The sequence below is a fragment of the Enterobacter cloacae complex sp. P12RS genome (genome assembly GCF_014895875.1).
Classification (GTDB): Bacteria; Pseudomonadota; Gammaproteobacteria; order Enterobacterales; family Enterobacteriaceae; genus Enterobacter; species Enterobacter bugandensis.
This window is the reverse complement of record NZ_JADBQO010000015.1, coordinates 54370-72533: the sequence shown is the minus strand read 5'-3', so window position 1 is coordinate 72533 and position 18164 is coordinate 54370. Positions and strand designations below refer to the sequence as shown.

General features: G+C 54.6%; 15 protein-coding genes. 4 read left to right on the top strand and 11 right to left on the bottom strand.

The genetic code is table 11. From position 1 onward, the window contains the following. Positions 1-2: 2 nt before the first annotated feature. The 4 genes from nuoC to lrhA all read right to left on the bottom strand — a co-directional run bounded on the left by nuoC (position 3) and on the right by lrhA (position 4594). Positions 3-1805, bottom strand: a complete 1803-nt coding sequence (gene nuoC, locus IM284_RS10935; RefSeq protein ID WP_028013933.1) for an NADH-quinone oxidoreductase subunit C/D — start codon at positions 1803-1805, stop codon at positions 3-5. Between the two features lie 89 nt (positions 1806-1894). Beyond that, positions 1895-2569 (bottom strand): NADH-quinone oxidoreductase subunit NuoB, encoded by a 675-nt coding sequence (gene nuoB / locus IM284_RS10930; protein WP_003861482.1) that lies wholly within the window; start codon positions 2567-2569, stop codon positions 1895-1897. A 15-nt stretch (positions 2570-2584) separates the two neighbouring features. Further along, positions 2585-3025 carry an NADH-quinone oxidoreductase subunit NuoA gene (gene nuoA / locus IM284_RS10925; protein ID WP_014171000.1) on the bottom strand — a complete coding sequence of 147 codons (441 nt, stop codon included), beginning with the start codon at positions 3023-3025 and terminating at the stop codon, positions 2585-2587. Between the two features lie 630 nt (positions 3026-3655). After that, the gene (lrhA, locus tag IM284_RS10920) at positions 3656-4594 is read right to left on the bottom strand and encodes a transcriptional regulator LrhA (RefSeq protein WP_028013934.1); all 939 of its coding nucleotides are present in this window, start codon (positions 4592-4594) and stop codon (positions 3656-3658) included. Positions 4595-5532: 938 nt separating this feature from the next. Here lrhA and alaA point away from each other — a divergent pair. After that, entirely contained in the window at positions 5533-6747 is a 1215-nt protein-coding gene (alaA, locus tag IM284_RS10915) for an alanine transaminase AlaA (protein ID WP_003861471.1), read from the top strand. A 94-nt stretch (positions 6748-6841) separates the two neighbouring features. Continuing rightward, the gene (gene yfbR, locus IM284_RS10910) at positions 6842-7441 is read left to right on the top strand and encodes a 5'-deoxynucleotidase (RefSeq protein WP_028013935.1); all 600 of its coding nucleotides are present in this window, start codon (positions 6842-6844) and stop codon (positions 7439-7441) included. A gap of 52 nt (positions 7442-7493) precedes the next feature. Here yfbR and IM284_RS10905 read toward each other — a convergent pair whose 3' ends face one another. The 4 genes from IM284_RS10905 to yfbV form a co-directional block, all read right to left on the bottom strand. Beyond that, complete coding sequence (locus tag IM284_RS10905; protein ID WP_088204766.1) at positions 7494-9326, bottom strand: SLC13 family permease; 1833 nt, start codon at positions 9324-9326, stop codon at positions 7494-7496. Between the two features lie 75 nt (positions 9327-9401). Further along, a complete protein-coding gene (locus tag IM284_RS10900) occupies positions 9402-10061 on the bottom strand; it encodes a sugar phosphatase (protein WP_041908926.1) in 660 nt (219 codons plus the stop codon). A gap of 11 nt (positions 10062-10072) precedes the next feature. Next, on the bottom strand, positions 10073-10567 hold the full coding sequence (locus IM284_RS10895) for a YfbU family protein (protein ID WP_003861461.1): 495 nt from the start codon (positions 10565-10567) through the stop codon (positions 10073-10075). A 92-nt stretch (positions 10568-10659) separates the two neighbouring features. Beyond that, a complete protein-coding gene (yfbV, locus tag IM284_RS10890) occupies positions 10660-11115 on the bottom strand; it encodes a terminus macrodomain insulation protein YfbV (protein WP_028013938.1) in 456 nt (151 codons plus the stop codon). Between the two features lie 337 nt (positions 11116-11452). On the opposite strand from yfbV, the gene ackA reads away from it, so the two are divergent. Both ackA and pta read left to right on the top strand, forming a co-directional pair. Then, positions 11453-12655, top strand: a complete 1203-nt coding sequence (gene ackA / locus IM284_RS10885) for an acetate kinase (RefSeq protein ID WP_041908924.1) — start codon at positions 11453-11455, stop codon at positions 12653-12655. A gap of 75 nt (positions 12656-12730) precedes the next feature. Further along, the gene (pta, locus tag IM284_RS10880; RefSeq protein ID WP_047363549.1) at positions 12731-14872 is read left to right on the top strand and encodes a phosphate acetyltransferase; all 2142 of its coding nucleotides are present in this window, start codon (positions 12731-12733) and stop codon (positions 14870-14872) included. A 107-nt stretch (positions 14873-14979) separates the two neighbouring features. Here pta and IM284_RS10875 read toward each other — a convergent pair whose 3' ends face one another. Genes IM284_RS10875 through IM284_RS10865 form a run of 3 tightly spaced genes read right to left on the bottom strand, consistent with a single transcriptional unit; the run spans position 14980 to position 18144 of the window. Beyond that, positions 14980-15933, bottom strand: a complete 954-nt coding sequence (locus IM284_RS10875; protein WP_047346623.1) for a transketolase family protein — start codon at positions 15931-15933, stop codon at positions 14980-14982. Next, complete coding sequence (locus IM284_RS10870) at positions 15926-16756, bottom strand: transketolase (protein WP_028013942.1); 831 nt, start codon at positions 16754-16756, stop codon at positions 15926-15928. Before IM284_RS10870 ends, IM284_RS10875 begins: the two co-directional genes overlap by 8 nt. Then, on the bottom strand, positions 16753-18144 hold the full coding sequence (locus IM284_RS10865; protein ID WP_045259690.1) for a PTS ascorbate transporter subunit IIC: 1392 nt from the start codon (positions 18142-18144) through the stop codon (positions 16753-16755). The genes IM284_RS10870 and IM284_RS10865 overlap by 4 nt, the downstream gene beginning before the upstream one ends. Positions 18145-18164 lie beyond the last annotated feature (20 nt).

Sequence of the window (18164 nt, the reverse complement as noted above, 5' to 3'; positions counted from 1 at the left end):
AATTAGCGGTCCACATCTGACATAACAAAATCGATACTACCCAGATACACAATCAGGTCAGAGACCAGACTGCCGCGGATGGCGGACGGGATCTGCTGCAGGTGCGCAAAGCTCGGCGTACGCACGCGGGTACGGTAGCTCATGGTGCTGCCGTCGCTGGTCAGGTAGTAACTGTTAATACCCTTGGTCGCTTCAATCATCTGGAAGGATTCTTGCGCCGGCATGACCGGGCCCCAGGAAACCTGCAGGAAGTGGGTGATCAGGGTTTCGATATGCTGCAGCGTGCGCTCTTTCGGCGGCGGCGTGGTCAGCGGGTGATCCGCCTTGAACGGGCCTTCCGGCATGTTGTTGAGGCACTGCTCAAGGATGCGCAGACTCTGGCGCAGCTCTTCCACTTTCAGCATCACGCGGGTGTAGCAGTCGGAAACACCGCCGCCAACCGGGACTTCAAAGTCGAAGTTCTCGTAGCCAGAGTAAGGACGGGCTTTACGCACGTCGAAATCAATACCGGTCGCACGCAGACCTGCACCTGTGGTCCCCCACTCCAGCGCTTCTTTCGCGCCGTAGGCAGCAACGCCCTGGGAACGGCCTTTCAGGATGGTGTTGCGCAGCGCGGCTTTCTCGTAAGACGCCAGACGCTTCGGCATCCAGTCGAGGAATTCACGCAGCAGGCGGTCCCAGCCGCGCGGCAGATCGTGCGCCACACCGCCAATACGGAACCAGGCCGGGTGCATACGGAAGCCGGTAATCGCTTCCACCAGATCGTAGATTTTCTGACGATCGGTAAAAGCGAAGAAGACCGGCGTCATCGCGCCCACGTCCTGAATGAACGTGGAGATGTACAGCAGGTGGCTGTTGATGCGGAACAGTTCTGACAGCATAACGCGAATCACGTTAACGCGATCCGGTACGGTGATGCCTGCCAGTTTCTCAACAGCCAGCACGTATGGCATTTCGTTTACGCAGCCGCCGAGGTACTCAATACGGTCGGTATACGGAATGTAGCTGTGCCAGGACTGACGCTCGCCCATCTTCTCAGCACCGCGGTGGTGGTAGCCGATGTCAGGGACGCAGTCGACAATCTCTTCGCCATCAAGCTGAAGAATAATACGGAATGCACCGTGCGCAGACGGGTGGTTCGGACCGAGGTTGAGGAACATGAAGTCCTCGTTTTCAGTACCGCGCTTCATGCCCCAGTCTTCCGGCTTGAAGGTCAGCGCTTCCATCTCCAGATCCTGCTTGGCTTTGGTCAGCTCAAACGGATCGAATTCGGTCGCACGTGCCGGGTAGTCTTTACGCAGCGGGTGGCCGGTCCAGGTCTGCGGCATCATGATGCGCGTCAGGTGCGGGTGGCCGTCGAAGGTCATGCCGAACATTTCCCAGGTTTCACGCTCATACCAGTTAGCGTTCGGGAAAAGTTTGGTGATCGTCGGCAGATGCATGTCGTTTTCAGACAATGCCACCTTGAGCATGATATCCGTGTTGCGGTCTATTGAGATCAGGTGGTAGAAAACGGAAAAATCCGCAGCAGGGAGACCCTGGCGGTGCGTTCTCAGACGTTCGTCCATGCCGTGTAAGTCAAACAGCATGACGTAAGGTTTTGGCAATTTCTTGAGGAAATCGACAACTTCCAGCAATTGTTCACGCTTCACCCAAACAACGGGTACCCCGGTGCGGGTCGCCTGAACGGTAAAGGCATCCGGCCCAAAACGGTTGCGCAGTTCGCCAATAACGGGGTCATCAAGATGATCCCGGGTCTGCCAGGCGGCTTCTTGCGCGGTTAAGTCGGTCATATTGTTCACCATTGCAAATGGTCCGTGGTGACTGTTAAGCCTGGCTTCGCGCTATTTGAGTAGTGATATGCGAAGGTTTTCTCCAGGCCTACAGGCGCAAATTAAATTTCGTCAGGCGTACGCAGGTTGGTGACGGCAATACGTTCACCACGTTTACGCTCGCGCTCGGACTGCATGTTCGCGCGATAGACACCCTGATCGCCAACAACCCATGAGAGTGGGCGACGTTCTTTACCGATAGACTCCTGCAGCAGCATCAGCGCCTGCATATAGGCTTCTGGGCGCGGCGGGCAGCCCGGGATGTAAACATCCACCGGAATGAACTTATCAACGCCCTGTACAACGGAATAAATGTCGTACATACCGCCGGAGTTTGCACATGCGCCCATGGAAATAACCCATTTTGGCTCCAGCATCTGGTCATACAGACGCTGAATAACAGGTGCCATTTTGGTAAAGCAGGTACCGGCCACCACCATCAGGTCAGCCTGACGTGGGGAAGCACGCAGTACCTCGGCCCCAAAACGCGCAACGTCATGCACCGCAGTGAATGACGTCACCATTTCAACGTAGCAGCAAGAAAGGCCAAAGTTGTATGGCCAGATGGAGTTCTTACGACCCCAGTTGACCATATCGTGCATGGCATGTTCGAGTTTGCCCATGTACACGCTTTTGTTGACTTCTTGCTCCAGGGGGTCGGTTACGATCTCCTGTTTTTGCAGGGGGTAACGGTCATTCTCACCGTTAGGATCTATGCGGGTGAGCGTATAATCCATCTTATTGCCTCGCTGTTACTGCTGACGATTAGAGATACTGTTTTCCGGGTTGATGTGTTCACGACGTGAACGCGCAGGCGTCCAGTCAAGCGCGCCAATACGCACCAGATAAACCAGACCGGCCAGTAGCACTAAAATGAAAATTGCGGCCTCGACAAAGCCCACCCAACCACTTTCGCGAATGGAGGTCGACCATGCGAACAGGTAGAGCGCTTCCACGTCAAAGATGACGAAGAACATCGCTACCAGATAGAACTTGGCAGACAGGCGTAAGCGAGCGGAACCTACTGAATCAATACCTGATTCGAAAGGTGTGTTTTTGTGCCTTGCACGGGCGCGACCGCCCAGGAACCAGCCGCCGACTAACATCAGGCAGCACAGGCCAATGGCTACAATAAGAAAGATTGCGAATGCCCAGTGATGAGCGATGACTTCTGTGGATGTTGACATACTCATTGCTTACTCATCAAAAGTGATACCGACGACACTGCTCTTGCTGGCAGATGGGCATCACATCGATTCATGGGGAGGAACAAATAACCTTACACTAACTGTCTGAAATGAGACGTAGACAGCAAAATGATGGGGTTTTTTACTCCTTTCTATAACCTATTGTCAACTTTAACAAAGGTTTCTTCACATTAAATTACATCGAGCGATTCTCATTAACATTTGGTGCCCTTTAACCCTGGTGGTTACCTGACTTTTCGTCAAATGCATGTTGTTGAATCGTGTCCGTTTTGGAAGTAAAAAAAATAACCCTCCTATTTTGACAGGATTTGCCAACGATTCCTCCCCCCAAATAGGAGTATTTTCTTGATCTGAGACACGCTTTTGTTAATTCACCCAAAAAACCGGCAACATATTTGCTGCTTTTTTAACATCAAGGGGTTATGGATTAAGTTAGAACGGAAAGTGAACAAGATTTAAGCAGAAGCATTTATTCCCTTGATATATATGTTTTATTTATGAAAACCCTGTAACGAAAGAGGATAATAATGGCAAAAAAAAGCCACTGCGTGCGAAAACGGCACGAGTGGCTTTTTTTTACACTTACAATTTGTTACCAGAATTTTGAGCTTTTGATCACTCAAAGTCACCTTCAACGATCAGGGAATCATCCCCCCCTTCGGAGGTAACATGCTCGAACTGCCATGGGTTATGGTAATTTTCCATCGCCTCAAACACCACCTTCGCCAGCTCGTTATGACTGGACGCGTTATGGCAAAGCAGATACTCGGTATCCGGCAGCGCTGGGAGACCATCAGATTTACCGAGAACGCGCAGATCGGGGCTCATCATCTCTACCGGACGGGCCGTTACGCCAAGACCCGCTTTCACGGCGGCACGCACCGCGGGCAGCGTGGACGCTACATAGGCCAGACGCCACGGAATGTTGGCTTCATTTAACGCCGTAAGTACCATATCCCGGAAAGGACTCGGATCGTCCAGTAAAACCAGCGGTACGGGTTCCCCTTTTTGCAACACGTATTCCGCTGCGCAATACCAGTGCGTTGGCGATGTGCGCAAGGTCAGACAATCAAACTGTCCGGGACGATGCGTCGTGACCACCAGGTCGACCTTGTTCTCATTTAACATCTCAACCATAAAGGCATTACGCTTTACGCTCACATCCAGCGCAAGCTTCGGATAAACCGAGCTAATTCGGTTGAGAAGAAACGGCAATATTGTATCCGCTGACTCATCAGATGCCCCTAAGGTTAACACACCCTGAAGGTTGCTAAACATTAATGACATACATGCTTCATCATTAAAGCGAAGAATTTTCCTGGCATAACCCAGTAGCTGAATACCGTGTTCTGTTAAGAGCTTATTACGCCCGTGACGGGCAAAAAGCTCTTTCCCAACCAGTTGCTCCAGCCGCTGCATTTGCTGGCTAACGGCGGACTGAGTTCGGCAGACGGCGGCAGCAGCTGCTGCAAAAGTGTTGAGATCGGCGACCGCAACAAACGTTCTCAGCAGATCGAGGTCGAGATTCATTATCGGACGATTTGCATTTATCATATCTATTCACTTTCAGGTTGCTCGTGCGGAGCTGCCCGGGTTGAAGCTGTGTGTAACAGTTAAGCAATTCCTTCTGAAGGTTTTCCCTCGCATCCCGGCCCGGCAGACTGCCTGACAGATAGTTATTGTGCTGCTTTATATCAACAGTCAGAAAGCACGTTTCATGACGTTATTTTTATTCTCTTAAACGTTCAGGATATTTAGATGTTCGCAGGGTTATGTAAATTACATTAAAGGCGTAACACTTTTTCTGCCATCTTTTTCGCAGCGCTGTCAACGTAGCAGGAGATGTTTGACACATTCCAGCCAGAGATAACTCCAACAATAACAATCAATTAAATCGAAAAATCAGTTTCAAAAATGCAAAACCACTGCATCTTTCTACTGCTTTCCGTATAGACATCTTAACCCAAATCCACTTTATTTATAAGTCTTATTGCAATATTCAGGATTAAAGAGGTTTGTTAAGCTTCTAAACTAATTTTATTAGAATTAACTAAAGTTGCATTTTGTTGGTTAATAATAAATAAATTTTAATTTAGATTATGGTCATTCATTAATAACACTTAACATTAATTTCACATGATTAACTTTTAGCCGCTCCGGGCTATTACTGCAAGGTCCCTTCAACACTCAGGTTTTACGAAATGTCACCCAGCGTAACTTCTGCTTGTTGTCTGTGCGTTTTTTATTTTCCATCAGAACAATATACATAATTCACACAAATCAGTAGCATAATCAACCTTTATTTATGGTTTGCACATGACGTTAACGCAGTGAAAGCGTTAGTCAATAGTTAAAAAGATTCATCAAAATTTCGCTATGAGCACAAAATCTTCTTCTGCACACCCTTCAAAACGAAGCGTGGGGGGAGTACATTATTCCGTGCTGACTTCCACGGCAGGGAGTGGCAATAATAGCGAAAAGGTTAAAGGTTCATGTCCCCTATCGAAAAATCCAGCAAGCTAGATAACGTCTGTTATGACATCCGTGGCCCGGTTCTGAAAGAGGCAAAACGCCTTGAAGAAGAAGGCAACAAGGTTCTGAAGCTCAACATCGGCAACCCCGCGCCATTTGGTTTTGAAGCGCCGGATGAAATTCTGGTTGATGTGATCCGCAACCTGCCTACGGCACAAGGCTATTGTGACTCAAAGGGACTTTACTCCGCCCGTAAAGCCATTATGCAGCACTACCAGGCGCGCGGTATGCGTGACGTTACCGTCGAAGATATCTATATCGGCAACGGCGTCTCCGAACTTATCGTTCAGGCCATGCAGGCGCTGCTGAACAGCGGTGACGAAATGCTGGTTCCCGCGCCGGACTATCCGCTGTGGACCGCTGCCGTATCGCTCTCCAGTGGTAAAGCAGTACATTACCTTTGCGACGAATCCTCTGACTGGTTCCCGGATCTGGACGACATTCGCGCGAAAATCACGCCTCGCACGCGTGGGATTGTGATCATCAACCCGAACAACCCGACGGGCGCGGTCTATTCAAAAGAGCTGCTGATGGAGATCGTGGAGATCGCCCGCCAGCACAACCTGATCATCTTCGCTGACGAAATCTACGACAAGATCCTGTACGACGCGGCGCAGCACCACTCTATCGCCGCGCTGGCACCCGACCTGCTGACCGTCACCTTTAACGGACTGTCTAAAACCTACCGCGTGGCCGGTTTCCGTCAGGGCTGGATGGTGCTGAACGGCCCGAAAAAGCACGCAAAAGGCTATATTGAAGGGCTTGAGATGCTGGCGTCGATGCGTCTTTGCGCCAACGTGCCTGCGCAGCACGCGATCCAGACGGCGCTGGGCGGCTACCAGAGCATCAGCGAGTTTATCGTCCCTGGCGGTCGCCTGTACGAACAGCGTAACCGCGCATGGGAACTGATCAACGATATCCCGGGCGTCTCCTGCGTGAAGCCGAACGGGGCACTGTATATGTTCCCGAAAATTGACGCGAAGCGCTTCAATATCCACGACGATCAGAAAATGGTGCTCGATTTCCTGTTGCAGGAAAAAGTGCTGCTGGTTCAGGGGACGGCGTTTAACTGGCCGTGGCCGGACCACGTGCGTATCGTGACCCTGCCACGTGAAGACGATCTCGAAATGGCTATCAGCCGCTTCGGGCGATTCCTCTCTGGATACCATCAGTAATCTTAAAATCAGGCTACTTCGGTAGCCTGATTTGCATCTTCCCTCCCCTCCCCGCACAATGAAGTCCTGTCGCAGTGAAGACAAAAGGTAACCTATGAGTCAGAGCCATTTCTTTGCCCACCTCTCCCGCCTGAAACTGATCAACCGCTGGCCGCTGATGCGCAACGTGCGTACAGAGAACGTGTCTGAACATAGCCTGCAGGTTGCTATGGTTGCTCATGCGCTGGCTGCCATTAAGAATCGCAAATTTAACGGGCAGGTGAATGCCGAGCGCATCGCTTTGCTGGCGATGTACCACGACGCATCAGAGGTGCTGACCGGCGACCTGCCTACGCCAGTGAAATATTTCAATTCTCAGATTGCTCAGGAATATAAGGCTATCGAGAAGATTGCCCAGCAAAAGCTTATCGAGATGGTGCCCGAAGAGCTACGCGATATCTTTGAACCGCTCATCGACGAGCATCAGTATACGGAAGATGAAAAGTCGCTGGTCAAACAGGCCGACGCGCTGTGCGCCTATCTGAAGTGTCTGGAAGAGCTGTCTGCGGGCAATAATGAGTTTTTACTGGCGAAAACGCGTCTGGAAAAAACGCTGGAATCCCGCCGCAGCGAAGAGATGGACTACTTCATGCAGGTATTTGTGCCGAGCTTCCATCTATCGCTGGACGAGATCAGCCAGGATTCACCGTTGTAATTTTAGCCGGGTGGCGGCTTCGCCTTACCCGGTCTACGTTTCTGCGCTCACGCTAAAACGGGAATAAAACCGGAATTAACACCACGCACACCACCATCACCAGCACGGTGAACGGCACGCCCAGCTTCACGAAATCGCTGAACTTATAATTCCCCGGCCCCAGCACCAGCGTGTTCACCGGCGATGAAACCGGCGTCATAAACGCCGCGGATGCCGCCATCGCGACCATCATCGCAAACGGGTACGGCGACACGCCCATGGATTTCGCCATCGCCAGCGCAATGGGCGCCATCAGCACCGCCGTCGCGGTATTCGAGATAAATAACCCTATCGTGGCACACATGACAAACAGACAGACCATCATCATGTACGGTCCATACCCGCCGCCCACGTCCATCAAGCCTTTTACGATCAGATCTACCCCGCCGGTTTTTTGCAGTGCCAGGGCAAAGGGCATCATCCCGACGATAAGAATAATGCTCGGCCAGTGAATGGCTTTATACGCGCTTTCGGCGTCAATGCAGCGGAATTTCCCCATCAGCAGGCAGGCGATAATGGCCGCGACCGGATTAGGGATTTCATCGGTCAGCATCAGCGCCACCATTAGCACCAAACAGAAAATCGCATGGGGCGCCTGGCTGTGCGCCGGGGAGGCATCGCTCTCCTCGACCGGCATATTGAGCACCACAAAATCACGCCCTTTTTGCCCGAGCTGGCTTATCAGCTTCCAGTTGCCGACCACGAGAAAGATATCTCCTAGCAGGATCGGCTCATCGACAACGGCCCCTTCCATCGCCACGCCATCACGCTTCAGCCCCACTACGTTCAGGCCATAGCGGGTACGGAACCCCATTTCACGCACGGTTTTACCCAGCAGTTCCGATTCCGGTATCAGCGACACTTCGGCCATCCCCACATCCAGCGCCTGGTCGGAGAAATACTCGCCGCGTAGCACCATCGGCTCCAGCAGCTGCTCGCTACAGAACTCTCGCAGATCCACGTCCGCCGTTGACATATCAATCAGCAGGACGTCACGCGCACGGAACTCTGATACCCCGTTCACGTTAACGATCACTCGACGAAAACGACGCCAGCGCTCAACCCCGATCACGTTCGCGCCATAACGCTCGCGCAGCTTAAGGTCGTCGAGCCGCTGGCCGACCATCGGCGAGCCAGGGCGAATGGCCAGACGGCGCGCCCGCCCGGTGAGGCGGTACTCTTTGATCAGATCGCGGAAGGTGCGTCGCTTCCACCCCTCTTTATTCTTATCCTGTTTGTCGCCTTTGAGGGCAAAACGGGTCAGCAGCATGTAGACCACGCCAATCGCCAGAATCACCAGCCCAAGCGGGGTGACGCTGAAAAAGCTGAAGCCCTGAAACCCTTCACGAATCAGCTCGCTGTTGACAACCAGGTTCGGCGGCGTCGCCACCAGCGTCATCATTCCGCTGATCAAACCGGCAAAGCTCAGGGGCATCATCAGGCGCGACGGCGAGCTCTGCATCCGCATTGAAACGCTCAGCACCACCGGGATAAAAATAGCGACCACGCCCGTTGAGCTCATAAACGCCCCCAGTCCGGCGACCGTCAGCATCAGGTAGATCAGCATTTTGGTTTCACTGCTGCCGGCCACCTTAACCAACCACGCGCCCATGATGGTCGCCACGCCGGTGCGAACAAGGCCGTCGCCGATGATAAACAGGGCAGCTATAAGGATAACGTTGGGGTCGCTGAACCCGGAGAAGGCTTCCGGTAGCGTGAGCGTGCCGCTCAGCACAAACGCGACGATGACAAACAGGGCGACGGCATCCATGCGCACCTTGCCTGTGGCGAAGAGAATAATGGCGATTAAAAGCAGGCTCAGAACCCAGATCAGTTCACCGTTCACAACCTATCCTTGTCAGTGGAAGATGAGAAATTTTGCCATAAAAAAGCCCCAGCAGCGTGGGGCTATATCATGGGATTACATTTTTAGCGAGACGGTTACAACTCCGTCGGGCGCTTTTGACACCGCCAGCGCCGTCAGGGAATGAATCACAAAGTCCGCCTCGTCCAGGCGTGGAGATCCCGCCGGAACGTTAACGGCAATGACGTGGCTCCCGGCGTTCAGCCCGGCCAGCACGCCAGCGGCCGCATCTTCCACCACCACACACTCTGCAGGCGCGAAGCCCAGCATTTCTGCACCAAGCAGAAACGCATCCGGCTCCGGCTTGCCGCGTTTAACGCGCTCAGCCGTAATGAACACCTCTGGCTTCGGTAAACCGGCCGCCTTATGGCGGGCATGCGCGACCGGAACAGAGCCGGAGGTGACGATAGCCCACGGGATTTGCGCTTCATTCAGATGCTCAAGCAGTTCGCGCGCCCCGGGCAGCGCGGTAATGCCCTCGGTGTCAGTGGCCTCAATCTGCTCCAGGTATTTGAACTCCGCCTGGATCTCTTCCTCAGAACGCCCCGCTAAAAAGTGCCGCAATGAGGTAATGGCCTGTTTGCCATGGATAAAATTCAGCACGTCCTGATGGTCGATGCCGTGCCGGTCGGCCCAGTGGCACCACGAGCGTTCCACCACCGGCAGCGAATCCACCAGCGTACCGTCCAGATCAAACAGAAAACCTTTACACTGCACACGCACCTCCGTCAGGCATTAATGATTTGTTGAATTTCGTTGCTGCTTAAATGGTACTGACGCGGGCAGGCGTGCCACGCGCTCAGCATACGTTGATATTTATCCCACATGGGGGTTTGGGCGTTGAAGCCGTGCGTTCCCGCATCAAAATGGGTGTAGCGCCCTTCGGTGTTCACCATAAAGCGAACATAGCTCAGATAGCGCGCTTCCGTCGCGGCATCAAAGCCTAAGAAGGTCACGCGACGTTCGTCAATGGTCTGCTGGTCTTTGAGATTCGTCCAGGAGACGTGCAGAGCGTGATACATCTCCATAATGTCGATCACGATGCGGCAGGTTTCTTCTTTCAGCTCGCCAAACTCGCGGTCCAGTTCGCGCATTTGCAAACCAAAACCGCGTTCGACGATGGTTTGCAGGCGGCTGTAGCGCGCAGCGTTATCGGGATCAAGCATAGTCATCATCTTGTACTGGTTAGACAAAATCAGACGTTGAGCATGGGTCATTTCCATCTTTCGACTCCTGTAGCGCATTGCACTGTAAAAAAAAGACACGGTAACGGTGTGTTACTGTGCCTTCTTTTGTTAGTCGTTTCGATGATCAATCACAAGTCATCGAGGAATGTTTTATCCAGCTGCTTAAAAGCACGCTTTAACGTGTCCGCCAGCGCCTGGTAATCCGGCTTGCCTTCAACCGGGGCCAGCGCCTGCCCGGCCTCCTCCAGTTTTCCACGCACTTCATAAAACCAGTGTAAAATAGAAGGCGGAAGCGGCGTAATGGAGCGTTTGCCTAACCACCACAGCCCCTGCATCGGCAGGCTTAACGCGAAGAGCGCCGTTGCGACGGCAGGACCAAGCTGTCCACCGAGGGCGATTTGCCAGCACAGAGTAAAGATAGCGACCGGAGGCATAAAGCGAATCGCATAGCGCGTGGCGCGGATCGTGCGATTCTCAATAAACATTGGCGCAAGGCGCTTTTCCATTGGCCACGTCTTTGCGTAATGCTGTCCCCGACGAAACAGACTGAAAAAGCTCACGGACGGGATTTCGGGTGTCGACATGGCTGTACCTCAACTTCACATATAAAAATTAAAATTTTTGTGCAAAACCACAACAGGCTATGACAACGTTCAAAATATTTTGTCATCGCTACCCCGTATCGGGTATTCTGTGCCAGCCTGATAGGGCCGTAGACGAGAAGCGTTAACTCGTCAAATTATCGCATATTATGCCATTGTCTGAAAAATGTTCAAAATGGCTTAAAATCATAGGTATTTCTTCCATCCTGCCAGAATGTTCGTTTGGCATGATGTTAATCATAAACGTCTGGGTCAGCTTGCGTTACGCTTTTAGGCTCATTGACGTTTTTTTAGCCACGTATCAATTATAGGTACTTCCATGTCGAGTAAGTTAGTACTGGTTCTGAACTGCGGTAGCTCTTCACTGAAATTCGCCATCATCGATGCGCTCAACGGTGACGAGTACCTCTCTGGTTTGGCCGAATGTTTCCATCTGCCTGAAGCACGTATCAAGTGGAAGATGGACGGCAGCAAACAAGAAGCGGCTTTAGGTGCAGGCGCCGCTCACAGTGAAGCGCTGAACTTTATCGTTAACACTATTCTGGCACAAAAACCAGAACTGTCTGCTCAGCTGACTGCGATTGGTCACCGTATCGTCCACGGCGGCGAAAAATACACCAGCTCCGTTGTCATCGACGACTCTGTTATCCAGGGCATCAAAGACTCTGCCTCTTTTGCTCCGCTGCATAACCCGGCGCACCTGATCGGTATCGCTGAAGCGCTGAAGTCCTTCCCGAATCTGAAAGACAAAAACGTGGCCGTGTTTGACACCGCGTTCCATCAGACCATGCCGGAAGAGTCTTACCTCTATGCCCTGCCGTACAGCCTGTACAAAGAGCACGGCGTACGTCGCTACGGCGCGCACGGCACCAGCCACTTCTATGTGACTCAGGAAGCCGCAAAAGTCCTGAACAAGCCGGTTGAAGAAGTCAACATCATCACCTGCCACCTGGGTAACGGTGGTTCTGTTTCTGCTATCCGCAACGGTAAATGTGTTGATACCTCTATGGGTCTGACCCCGCTGGAAGGTCTGGTAATGGGTACCCGTTCCGGTGACATCGACCCGGCGATCATCTTCCACCTGCACGACACTCTGGGCATGAGCGTTGACGACATCAACAAAATGCTGACCAAAGAGTCTGGCCTGCTGGGTCTGACCGAAGTCACCAGCGACTGCCGTTACGTTGAAGACAACTACGACAGCAAAGAAGACGCTAAGCGTGCAATGGACGTTTACTGCCACCGTCTGGCGAAGTACATCGGTTCTTACACCGCGCTGATGGACGGTCGTCTGGACGCGGTTATCTTCACCGGTGGCATCGGTGAGAATGCGGCAATGGTACGTGAACTGTCCCTGGGCAAACTGGGCGTACTGGGCTTCGAAGTCGATCACGAGCGTAACCTGGCTGCCCGCTTCGGCAAGTCTGGCTTCATCAACAAAGAAGGCACCCGCCCGGCTATCGTTATCCCAACTAACGAAGAGCTGGTCATCGCGCAAGACGCGTGCCGCCTGACTGCCTGATTCCACACCGCCAGCAATGCTGGCGGTGCTGTTTTGTAACCCGCCCAACGCGGCGGTAACGAAAGAGGATAAACCGTGTCCCGTACTATTATGCTGATCCCTACCGGAACCAGCGTCGGCCTGACCAGCGTCAGCCTCGGCGTGATCCGCGCTATGGAACGCAAAGGCGTTCGTCTGAGCGTCTTTAAGCCTATTGCCCAGCCTCGTGCCGGTGGCGATGCGCCAGACCAGACCACCACCATCGTGCGTAAGAATTCCAATCTTCCTGCGGCTGAACCGCTGAAGATGAGCCACGTTGAGTCTCTGCTCTCCAGCAACCAGAAAGACGTGCTGATGGAAGAGATCATCGCCAACTACCACGCTAACGCGCAGGACGCGGAAGTGGTGCTGGTTGAAGGCCTGGTCCCGACCCGCAAACACCAGTTTGCCCAGTCCCTGAACTTTGAAATCGCGAAAACCCTGAACGCAGAGATCGTTTTCGTGATGTCTCAGGGTACTGATACCCCAGAGCAACTGAAAGAGCGTATCGAACTGACGCGCAGCAGCTTCGGTGGTGCGAAAAACACCAGCATCACCGGCGTGATCGTTAACAAACTGAACGCACCGGTTGATGAACAGGGCCGTACGCGTCCTGACCTGTCCGAAATCTTCGACGACTCTTCCAAAGCGAAAGTCATCAAGGTTGATCCGGCAAAGCTGCAGGAATCCAGCCCGCTGCCTGTACTCGGCGCAGTGCCATGGAGCTTCGATCTGATTGCCACCCGTGCAATCGATATGGCGCGTCACCTGAACGCGACCATCGTTAACGAAGGCGATATCAACACCCGCCGCGTGAAGTCCGTGACCTTCTGTGCGCGCAGCATTCCGCACATGCTGGAGCACTTCCGCGCAGGTTCCCTGCTGGTGACCTCCGCAGACCGTCCGGACGTGCTGGTTGCTGCCTGCCTGGCGGCGATGAACGGCGTGGAAATCGGTGCAATTCTGCTGACCGGCGGCTACGAAATGGACGCGCGCATCAGCAAGCTGTGCGAACGTGCGTTCGCTACCGGCCTGCCAGTCTTCATGGTGAACACCAACACCTGGCAGACCTCTCTGAGCCTGCAAAGCTTCAACCTGGAAGTGCCGGTTGATGACCACGAGCGTATCGAGAAAGTTCAGGAATACGTTGCGGGCTACATCGACGCAGACTGGATCGAATCCCTGACCGCGACCTCCGAGCGCAGCCGCCGTCTGTCTCCTCCAGCCTTCCGCTACCAGTTGACCGAGCTGGCGCGTAAAGCGGGCAAACGTGTGGTTCTGCCAGAAGGCGACGAGCCACGTACCGTTAAAGCGGCGGCCATCTGTGCAGAGCGCGGTATCGCGACCTGCGTGCTGCTGGGTAACCCGGACGAGATCAACCGCGTTGCGGCGTCTCAGGGCGTTGAGCTGGGTGCTGGCATTGAAATCGTTGACCCGGAAGTGGTTCGCGAAAGCTACGTTGCCCGTCTGGTTGAGCTGCGTAAGAACAAGGGCATGACCGAAGCCGTTGCGCGCGAGCAGCTGGAAGACAACGTCGTGCTGGGCACGCTGATGCTGGAGCAGGACGAAGTTGACGGTCTGGTTTCCGGTGCGGTTCACACCACCGCGAACACCATCCGTCCACCGTTGCAGCTGATCAAAACCGCACCGGGCAGCTCGCTGGTCTCCTCCGTGTTCTTCATGCTGCTGCCTGAACAGGTTTACGTTTACGGCGACTGCGCGATCAACCCGGATCCTACCGCAGAACAGCTGGCTGAGATCGCTATCCAGTCTGCGGACTCCGCGACCGCTTTCGGTATCGAGCCGCGCGTAGCAATGCTCTCCTACTCCACCGGCACCTCTGGTGCAGGTAGCGACGTAGAGAAAGTCCGTGAAGCGACCCGTATTGCGCAGGAAAAACGTCCTGATCTGATGATCGACGGCCCGCTGCAGTACGACGCCGCGGTAATGGCTGACGTGGCGAAATCCAAAGCGCCGAACTCGCCGGTTGCCGGTCGCGCTACCGTGTTCATCTTCCCGGATCTGAACACCGGTAACACCACCTACAAAGCGGTACAGCGTTCTGCCGACCTGATCTCCATCGGGCCAATGCTGCAGGGCATGCGCAAGCCTGTGAACGACCTGTCCCGCGGTGCGCTGGTTGACGATATCGTCTACACCATCGCGCTGACGGCGATTCAGTCTTCGCAGCAGCAGTAATGTTTTGCCGGATGGCGCTTCGCTTATCCGGCCTACAGGACCGTAGACCCGGTAAGCGCCAGCGCCACCGGGCAACAAAAAGGCGACCACACGGTCGCCTTTTTTTATTACAGCAGCTCCCGCGCCGCCGACACAATGTCATGCGCCGTCAGGCCATACTCTTTTTGCAGGAACTCCTGTGTGCCCACCTGGCCGTAACGCTCCTTCACGCCCACGCGACGCATCGGCACCGGGCAGGTCTCCACCAGCACTTCCGCCACCGCTGACCCGAGACCGTTGTGAATACTGTGGTTTTCGCAGGTCACAATACGCCCGGTTTTCTCGGCATAGTTTTTCACCAGCATCCGATCGATAGGCTTCAGGGTAAACATGTCGATGACCGCCGCACTTACCCCCTCCTGTTCAAGCTGGCGCGCCGCCTCCAGCGCTTCCGCCACCATGATGCCGTTGGCAATCAGCGTGATATCGCTTCCCTCGCGCAACACGTTGCCTTTGCCAATGGTAAAGGTTGAGCCCGGCGCATAGACGCTCGGCGCCTGCTTGCGGATGGTGCGCACCCAGTAGAAGCCTTCGAGATCGATAAGCTGGCGCAGCACATCCTCGAACATCACCGCATCGGTGACTTCCAGCACCACCGAATGCGCCAGACCGCGCACGATGCCCATATCCTCGAAGGACATGTGCGTCCCGCCGTTGTGGCAGGCCGTCACGCCCGCATCCGAGGCAATCACCTTCACGTTGTTGCGCTGGTAGTCCAGGGACATAAACAGCTGGTCGAAGCAGCGACGGCTGGCAAACGCGGTGAAAGTGTGCACGAACGGCTTACGGCCGGTGAGCGACAGCCCCGCCGCAGTGCCGATGACGTTGGCCTCCATAATGCCGCAGTTAATCACGTGCTGCGGATAATCGCGCGCTACGCCGTCCATCGCCATTGAGCTCATCAGGTCCGCTTCCAGGGCGATAATCTCGCTGCCGGCCTCAATCTGCTTTGCCACAAAGCCCGCGTAGACCTTGCGCATCTCAACGGCGTCTTTCTGTCCTGCCGGTGCAACCTTAATCATGTGAAGCCTCCAGTTGGCGAATCGTCTCATTGAGGGCCGCTTTGCTCTCCGCGGTCAATCGCAGGTGGTGCGAGTTGCTGAGCTGTTCCAGGTACGGCACGCCCTGCCCTTTGATGCTGTCGAGGATCACCACCCGCGGACGCGCATCGGCCTCCGGTACCCTTGAAGTCACCTTCAGCAGTGCCGGAATGTCGTCCCCTTTGACCGTCACCACGTCAAAGCCAAAGGCGCGGAATTTGCCTTCCAGGTCGAACGCGCAGATGATCTCGTCCAGTTCGCCGTCGAGCTGCTGTTTGTTCCAGTCCACGAACACGGTCAGGTTGTTCAGACGATGGTGAGCGATAAACTGGAACGCTTCCCAGCACTGGCCTTCGTTCAGCTCGCCGTCGCCAACGATGCAGAAGACCCGATTCGGTCGCCCGGCCAGCCTGTGCGAGAGTGCCATACCGCCCGCAATGGAGATCCCCTGCCCCAGCGAGCCGGTGGTGGCATCCACGCCGCGCGTTTTCAGGCGGTCCGGGTGGCTGGGCAGACGCGTTCCGTTCTGGTTCAGCGTGCTCAGCTCTTCAACCGGGAAGTAGCCCTTAATCGCCAGGGTGCTGTAGAGCGCCGGGCCTGCATGACCTTTCGACAGCACAAAGTAATCGCGCTCAGGCCAGTCCGGATCCGCCGGGTCGATCTTCATCACGGCGCCGTACAGCACCGCCAGGGTTTCCACCACCGACATGCTGCCGCCGTAGTGCCCAAAGCCCAGCTGCGTCAGGGATTTGAGGGTTTCAAGACGGATCTGACGCGCCAGTTCGGTTATCTCGTTCTCATTCATGATTTGGCTCCGGTATTTTCCTGCGCGTTACTACCCGCAGGTTTGTTTTTCGCGAAGATGTTGTAGGCCACCAGCAGCGCGAACAGCGCCACAACCAGCCCGGTGATGGCAAGCGGTGACAGGAAGCGCGCCAGGTTGCCCAGCACAATCCCGACCGCGCCGAAGTCGGCGTCCGAGAAGGTGGTGTTAGCAAAGCCAATCGCACCCAGTACCGGCAGCAGCAGGACCGGGAGGAAAGTAATCAGCAGGCCGTTAGCAAAGGCGCCTATCATTGCCCCGCGGCGTCCACCGGTGGCGTTACCGAACACGCCCGCCGTTGCGCCGGTGAAGAAGTGCGGCACTACGCCCGGCAGGATCAGCACCCAGCTAAACTGACCGCAGATCAACAACCCCACAATTCCCCCGAGGAAGCTGAACAGGAAGCCAATCAGCACCGCGTTTGGCGCATACGGGTAGACCACCGGGCAGTCCAGCGCCGGACGCGCGTTCGGCACCAGTTTTTCCGAGAAGCCGGTAAAGGCCGGGACGATTTCCGCCAGAATCAGGCGCACGCCCTGCAGGATGATGAACACGCCCGCCGCGAAGGTGATCGCCATGATGATGGCGTAGACCAGGTAGTTTTGCCCGCCGCTGAAGGTGGCCTCGACGTACTCACGCCCGGCGCTCACCGCCATGATCAGGTAGATAATCATCATGGTCAGGGAGATGGAGATCGAACTGTCGCGCAGGAAGCTGAGGTTCTTCGGCAGGTTCATCTCTTCGGTGGAGCGCGAGCCTTTACCGACCCTGCTGCCAATCCAGCCGGACAGCACGTAGCCCAGCGTACCGAAATGACCGAAGGCGATCTCATCGTTGCCGGTAATACGCTTCATATAGCGCTGCGCAATCGCCGGGAAGAAGGCCATAATCAGGCCGAGGATCAATGAACCGGTAAAGACCAGCCCTACTCCCTCGAAGCCTGCGACCGTCAGGATCACGCCGATCATGCACGCCATGTAGAAGGTGTGGTGCCCGGTCAGGAAGATGTACTTCAGGCGGGTAAAGCGCGCGACGACAATGTTCGCCACCATGCCGAAGGCCATGATCAGCGCGGTCGAGGCGCCGTATTTTTCCAGCGCGATCGACACAATCGCTTCATTGTTTGGAATAATGCCCTGGATATTAAAAGCGTGCTCAAACATGCCGCCTAACGGGTTTAACGACCCCACCAGCACCGTGGCGCCACCGCCCAGTACAATAAAGCCGAGAATCGTTTTAATTGTGCCTTTTACGACATCAGAAAACGCTTTTTTCTGCGCGACCAGACCAATTAACGCAATTAAACCCACCAGCACCGAAGGGACTTTTAAAATATCGACAACGAAATTCAGCGTTTCAAGGATAAACATATCCACCTCGCCTTATCAGG

What these genes read in the sequence shown, in the direction of transcription:
- IM284_RS10865 (WP_045259690.1), bottom strand. Translation starts at nt 18,144, where the DNA reads ATGTTTATCCTTGAAACGCTGAATTTCGTTGTCGATATTTTAAAAGTC.
- nuoA (WP_014171000.1), bottom strand. Translation starts at nt 3,025, where the DNA reads ATGAGTATGTCAACATCCACAGAAGTCATCGCTCATCACTGGGCATTC.
- nuoC (WP_028013933.1), bottom strand. Translation starts at nt 1,805, where the DNA reads ATGGTGAACAATATGACCGACTTAACCGCGCAAGAAGCCGCCTGGCAG.
- nuoB (WP_003861482.1), bottom strand. Translation starts at nt 2,569, where the DNA reads ATGGATTATACGCTCACCCGCATAGATCCTAACGGTGAGAATGACCGT.
- ackA (WP_041908924.1), top strand. Translation starts at nt 11,453, where the DNA reads ATGTCGAGTAAGTTAGTACTGGTTCTGAACTGCGGTAGCTCTTCACTG.
- yfbR (WP_028013935.1), top strand. Translation starts at nt 6,842, where the DNA reads ATGAGTCAGAGCCATTTCTTTGCCCACCTCTCCCGCCTGAAACTGATC.
- lrhA (WP_028013934.1), bottom strand. Translation starts at nt 4,594, where the DNA reads ATGATAAATGCAAATCGTCCGATAATGAATCTCGACCTCGATCTGCTG.
- IM284_RS10895 (WP_003861461.1), bottom strand. Translation starts at nt 10,567, where the DNA reads ATGGAAATGACCCATGCTCAACGTCTGATTTTGTCTAACCAGTACAAG.
- yfbV (WP_028013938.1), bottom strand. Translation starts at nt 11,115, where the DNA reads ATGTCGACACCCGAAATCCCGTCCGTGAGCTTTTTCAGTCTGTTTCGT.
- IM284_RS10875 (WP_047346623.1), bottom strand. Translation starts at nt 15,933, where the DNA reads ATGATTAAGGTTGCACCGGCAGGACAGAAAGACGCCGTTGAGATGCGC.
- alaA (WP_003861471.1), top strand. Translation starts at nt 5,533, where the DNA reads ATGTCCCCTATCGAAAAATCCAGCAAGCTAGATAACGTCTGTTATGAC.
- IM284_RS10870 (WP_028013942.1), bottom strand. Translation starts at nt 16,756, where the DNA reads ATGAATGAGAACGAGATAACCGAACTGGCGCGTCAGATCCGTCTTGAA.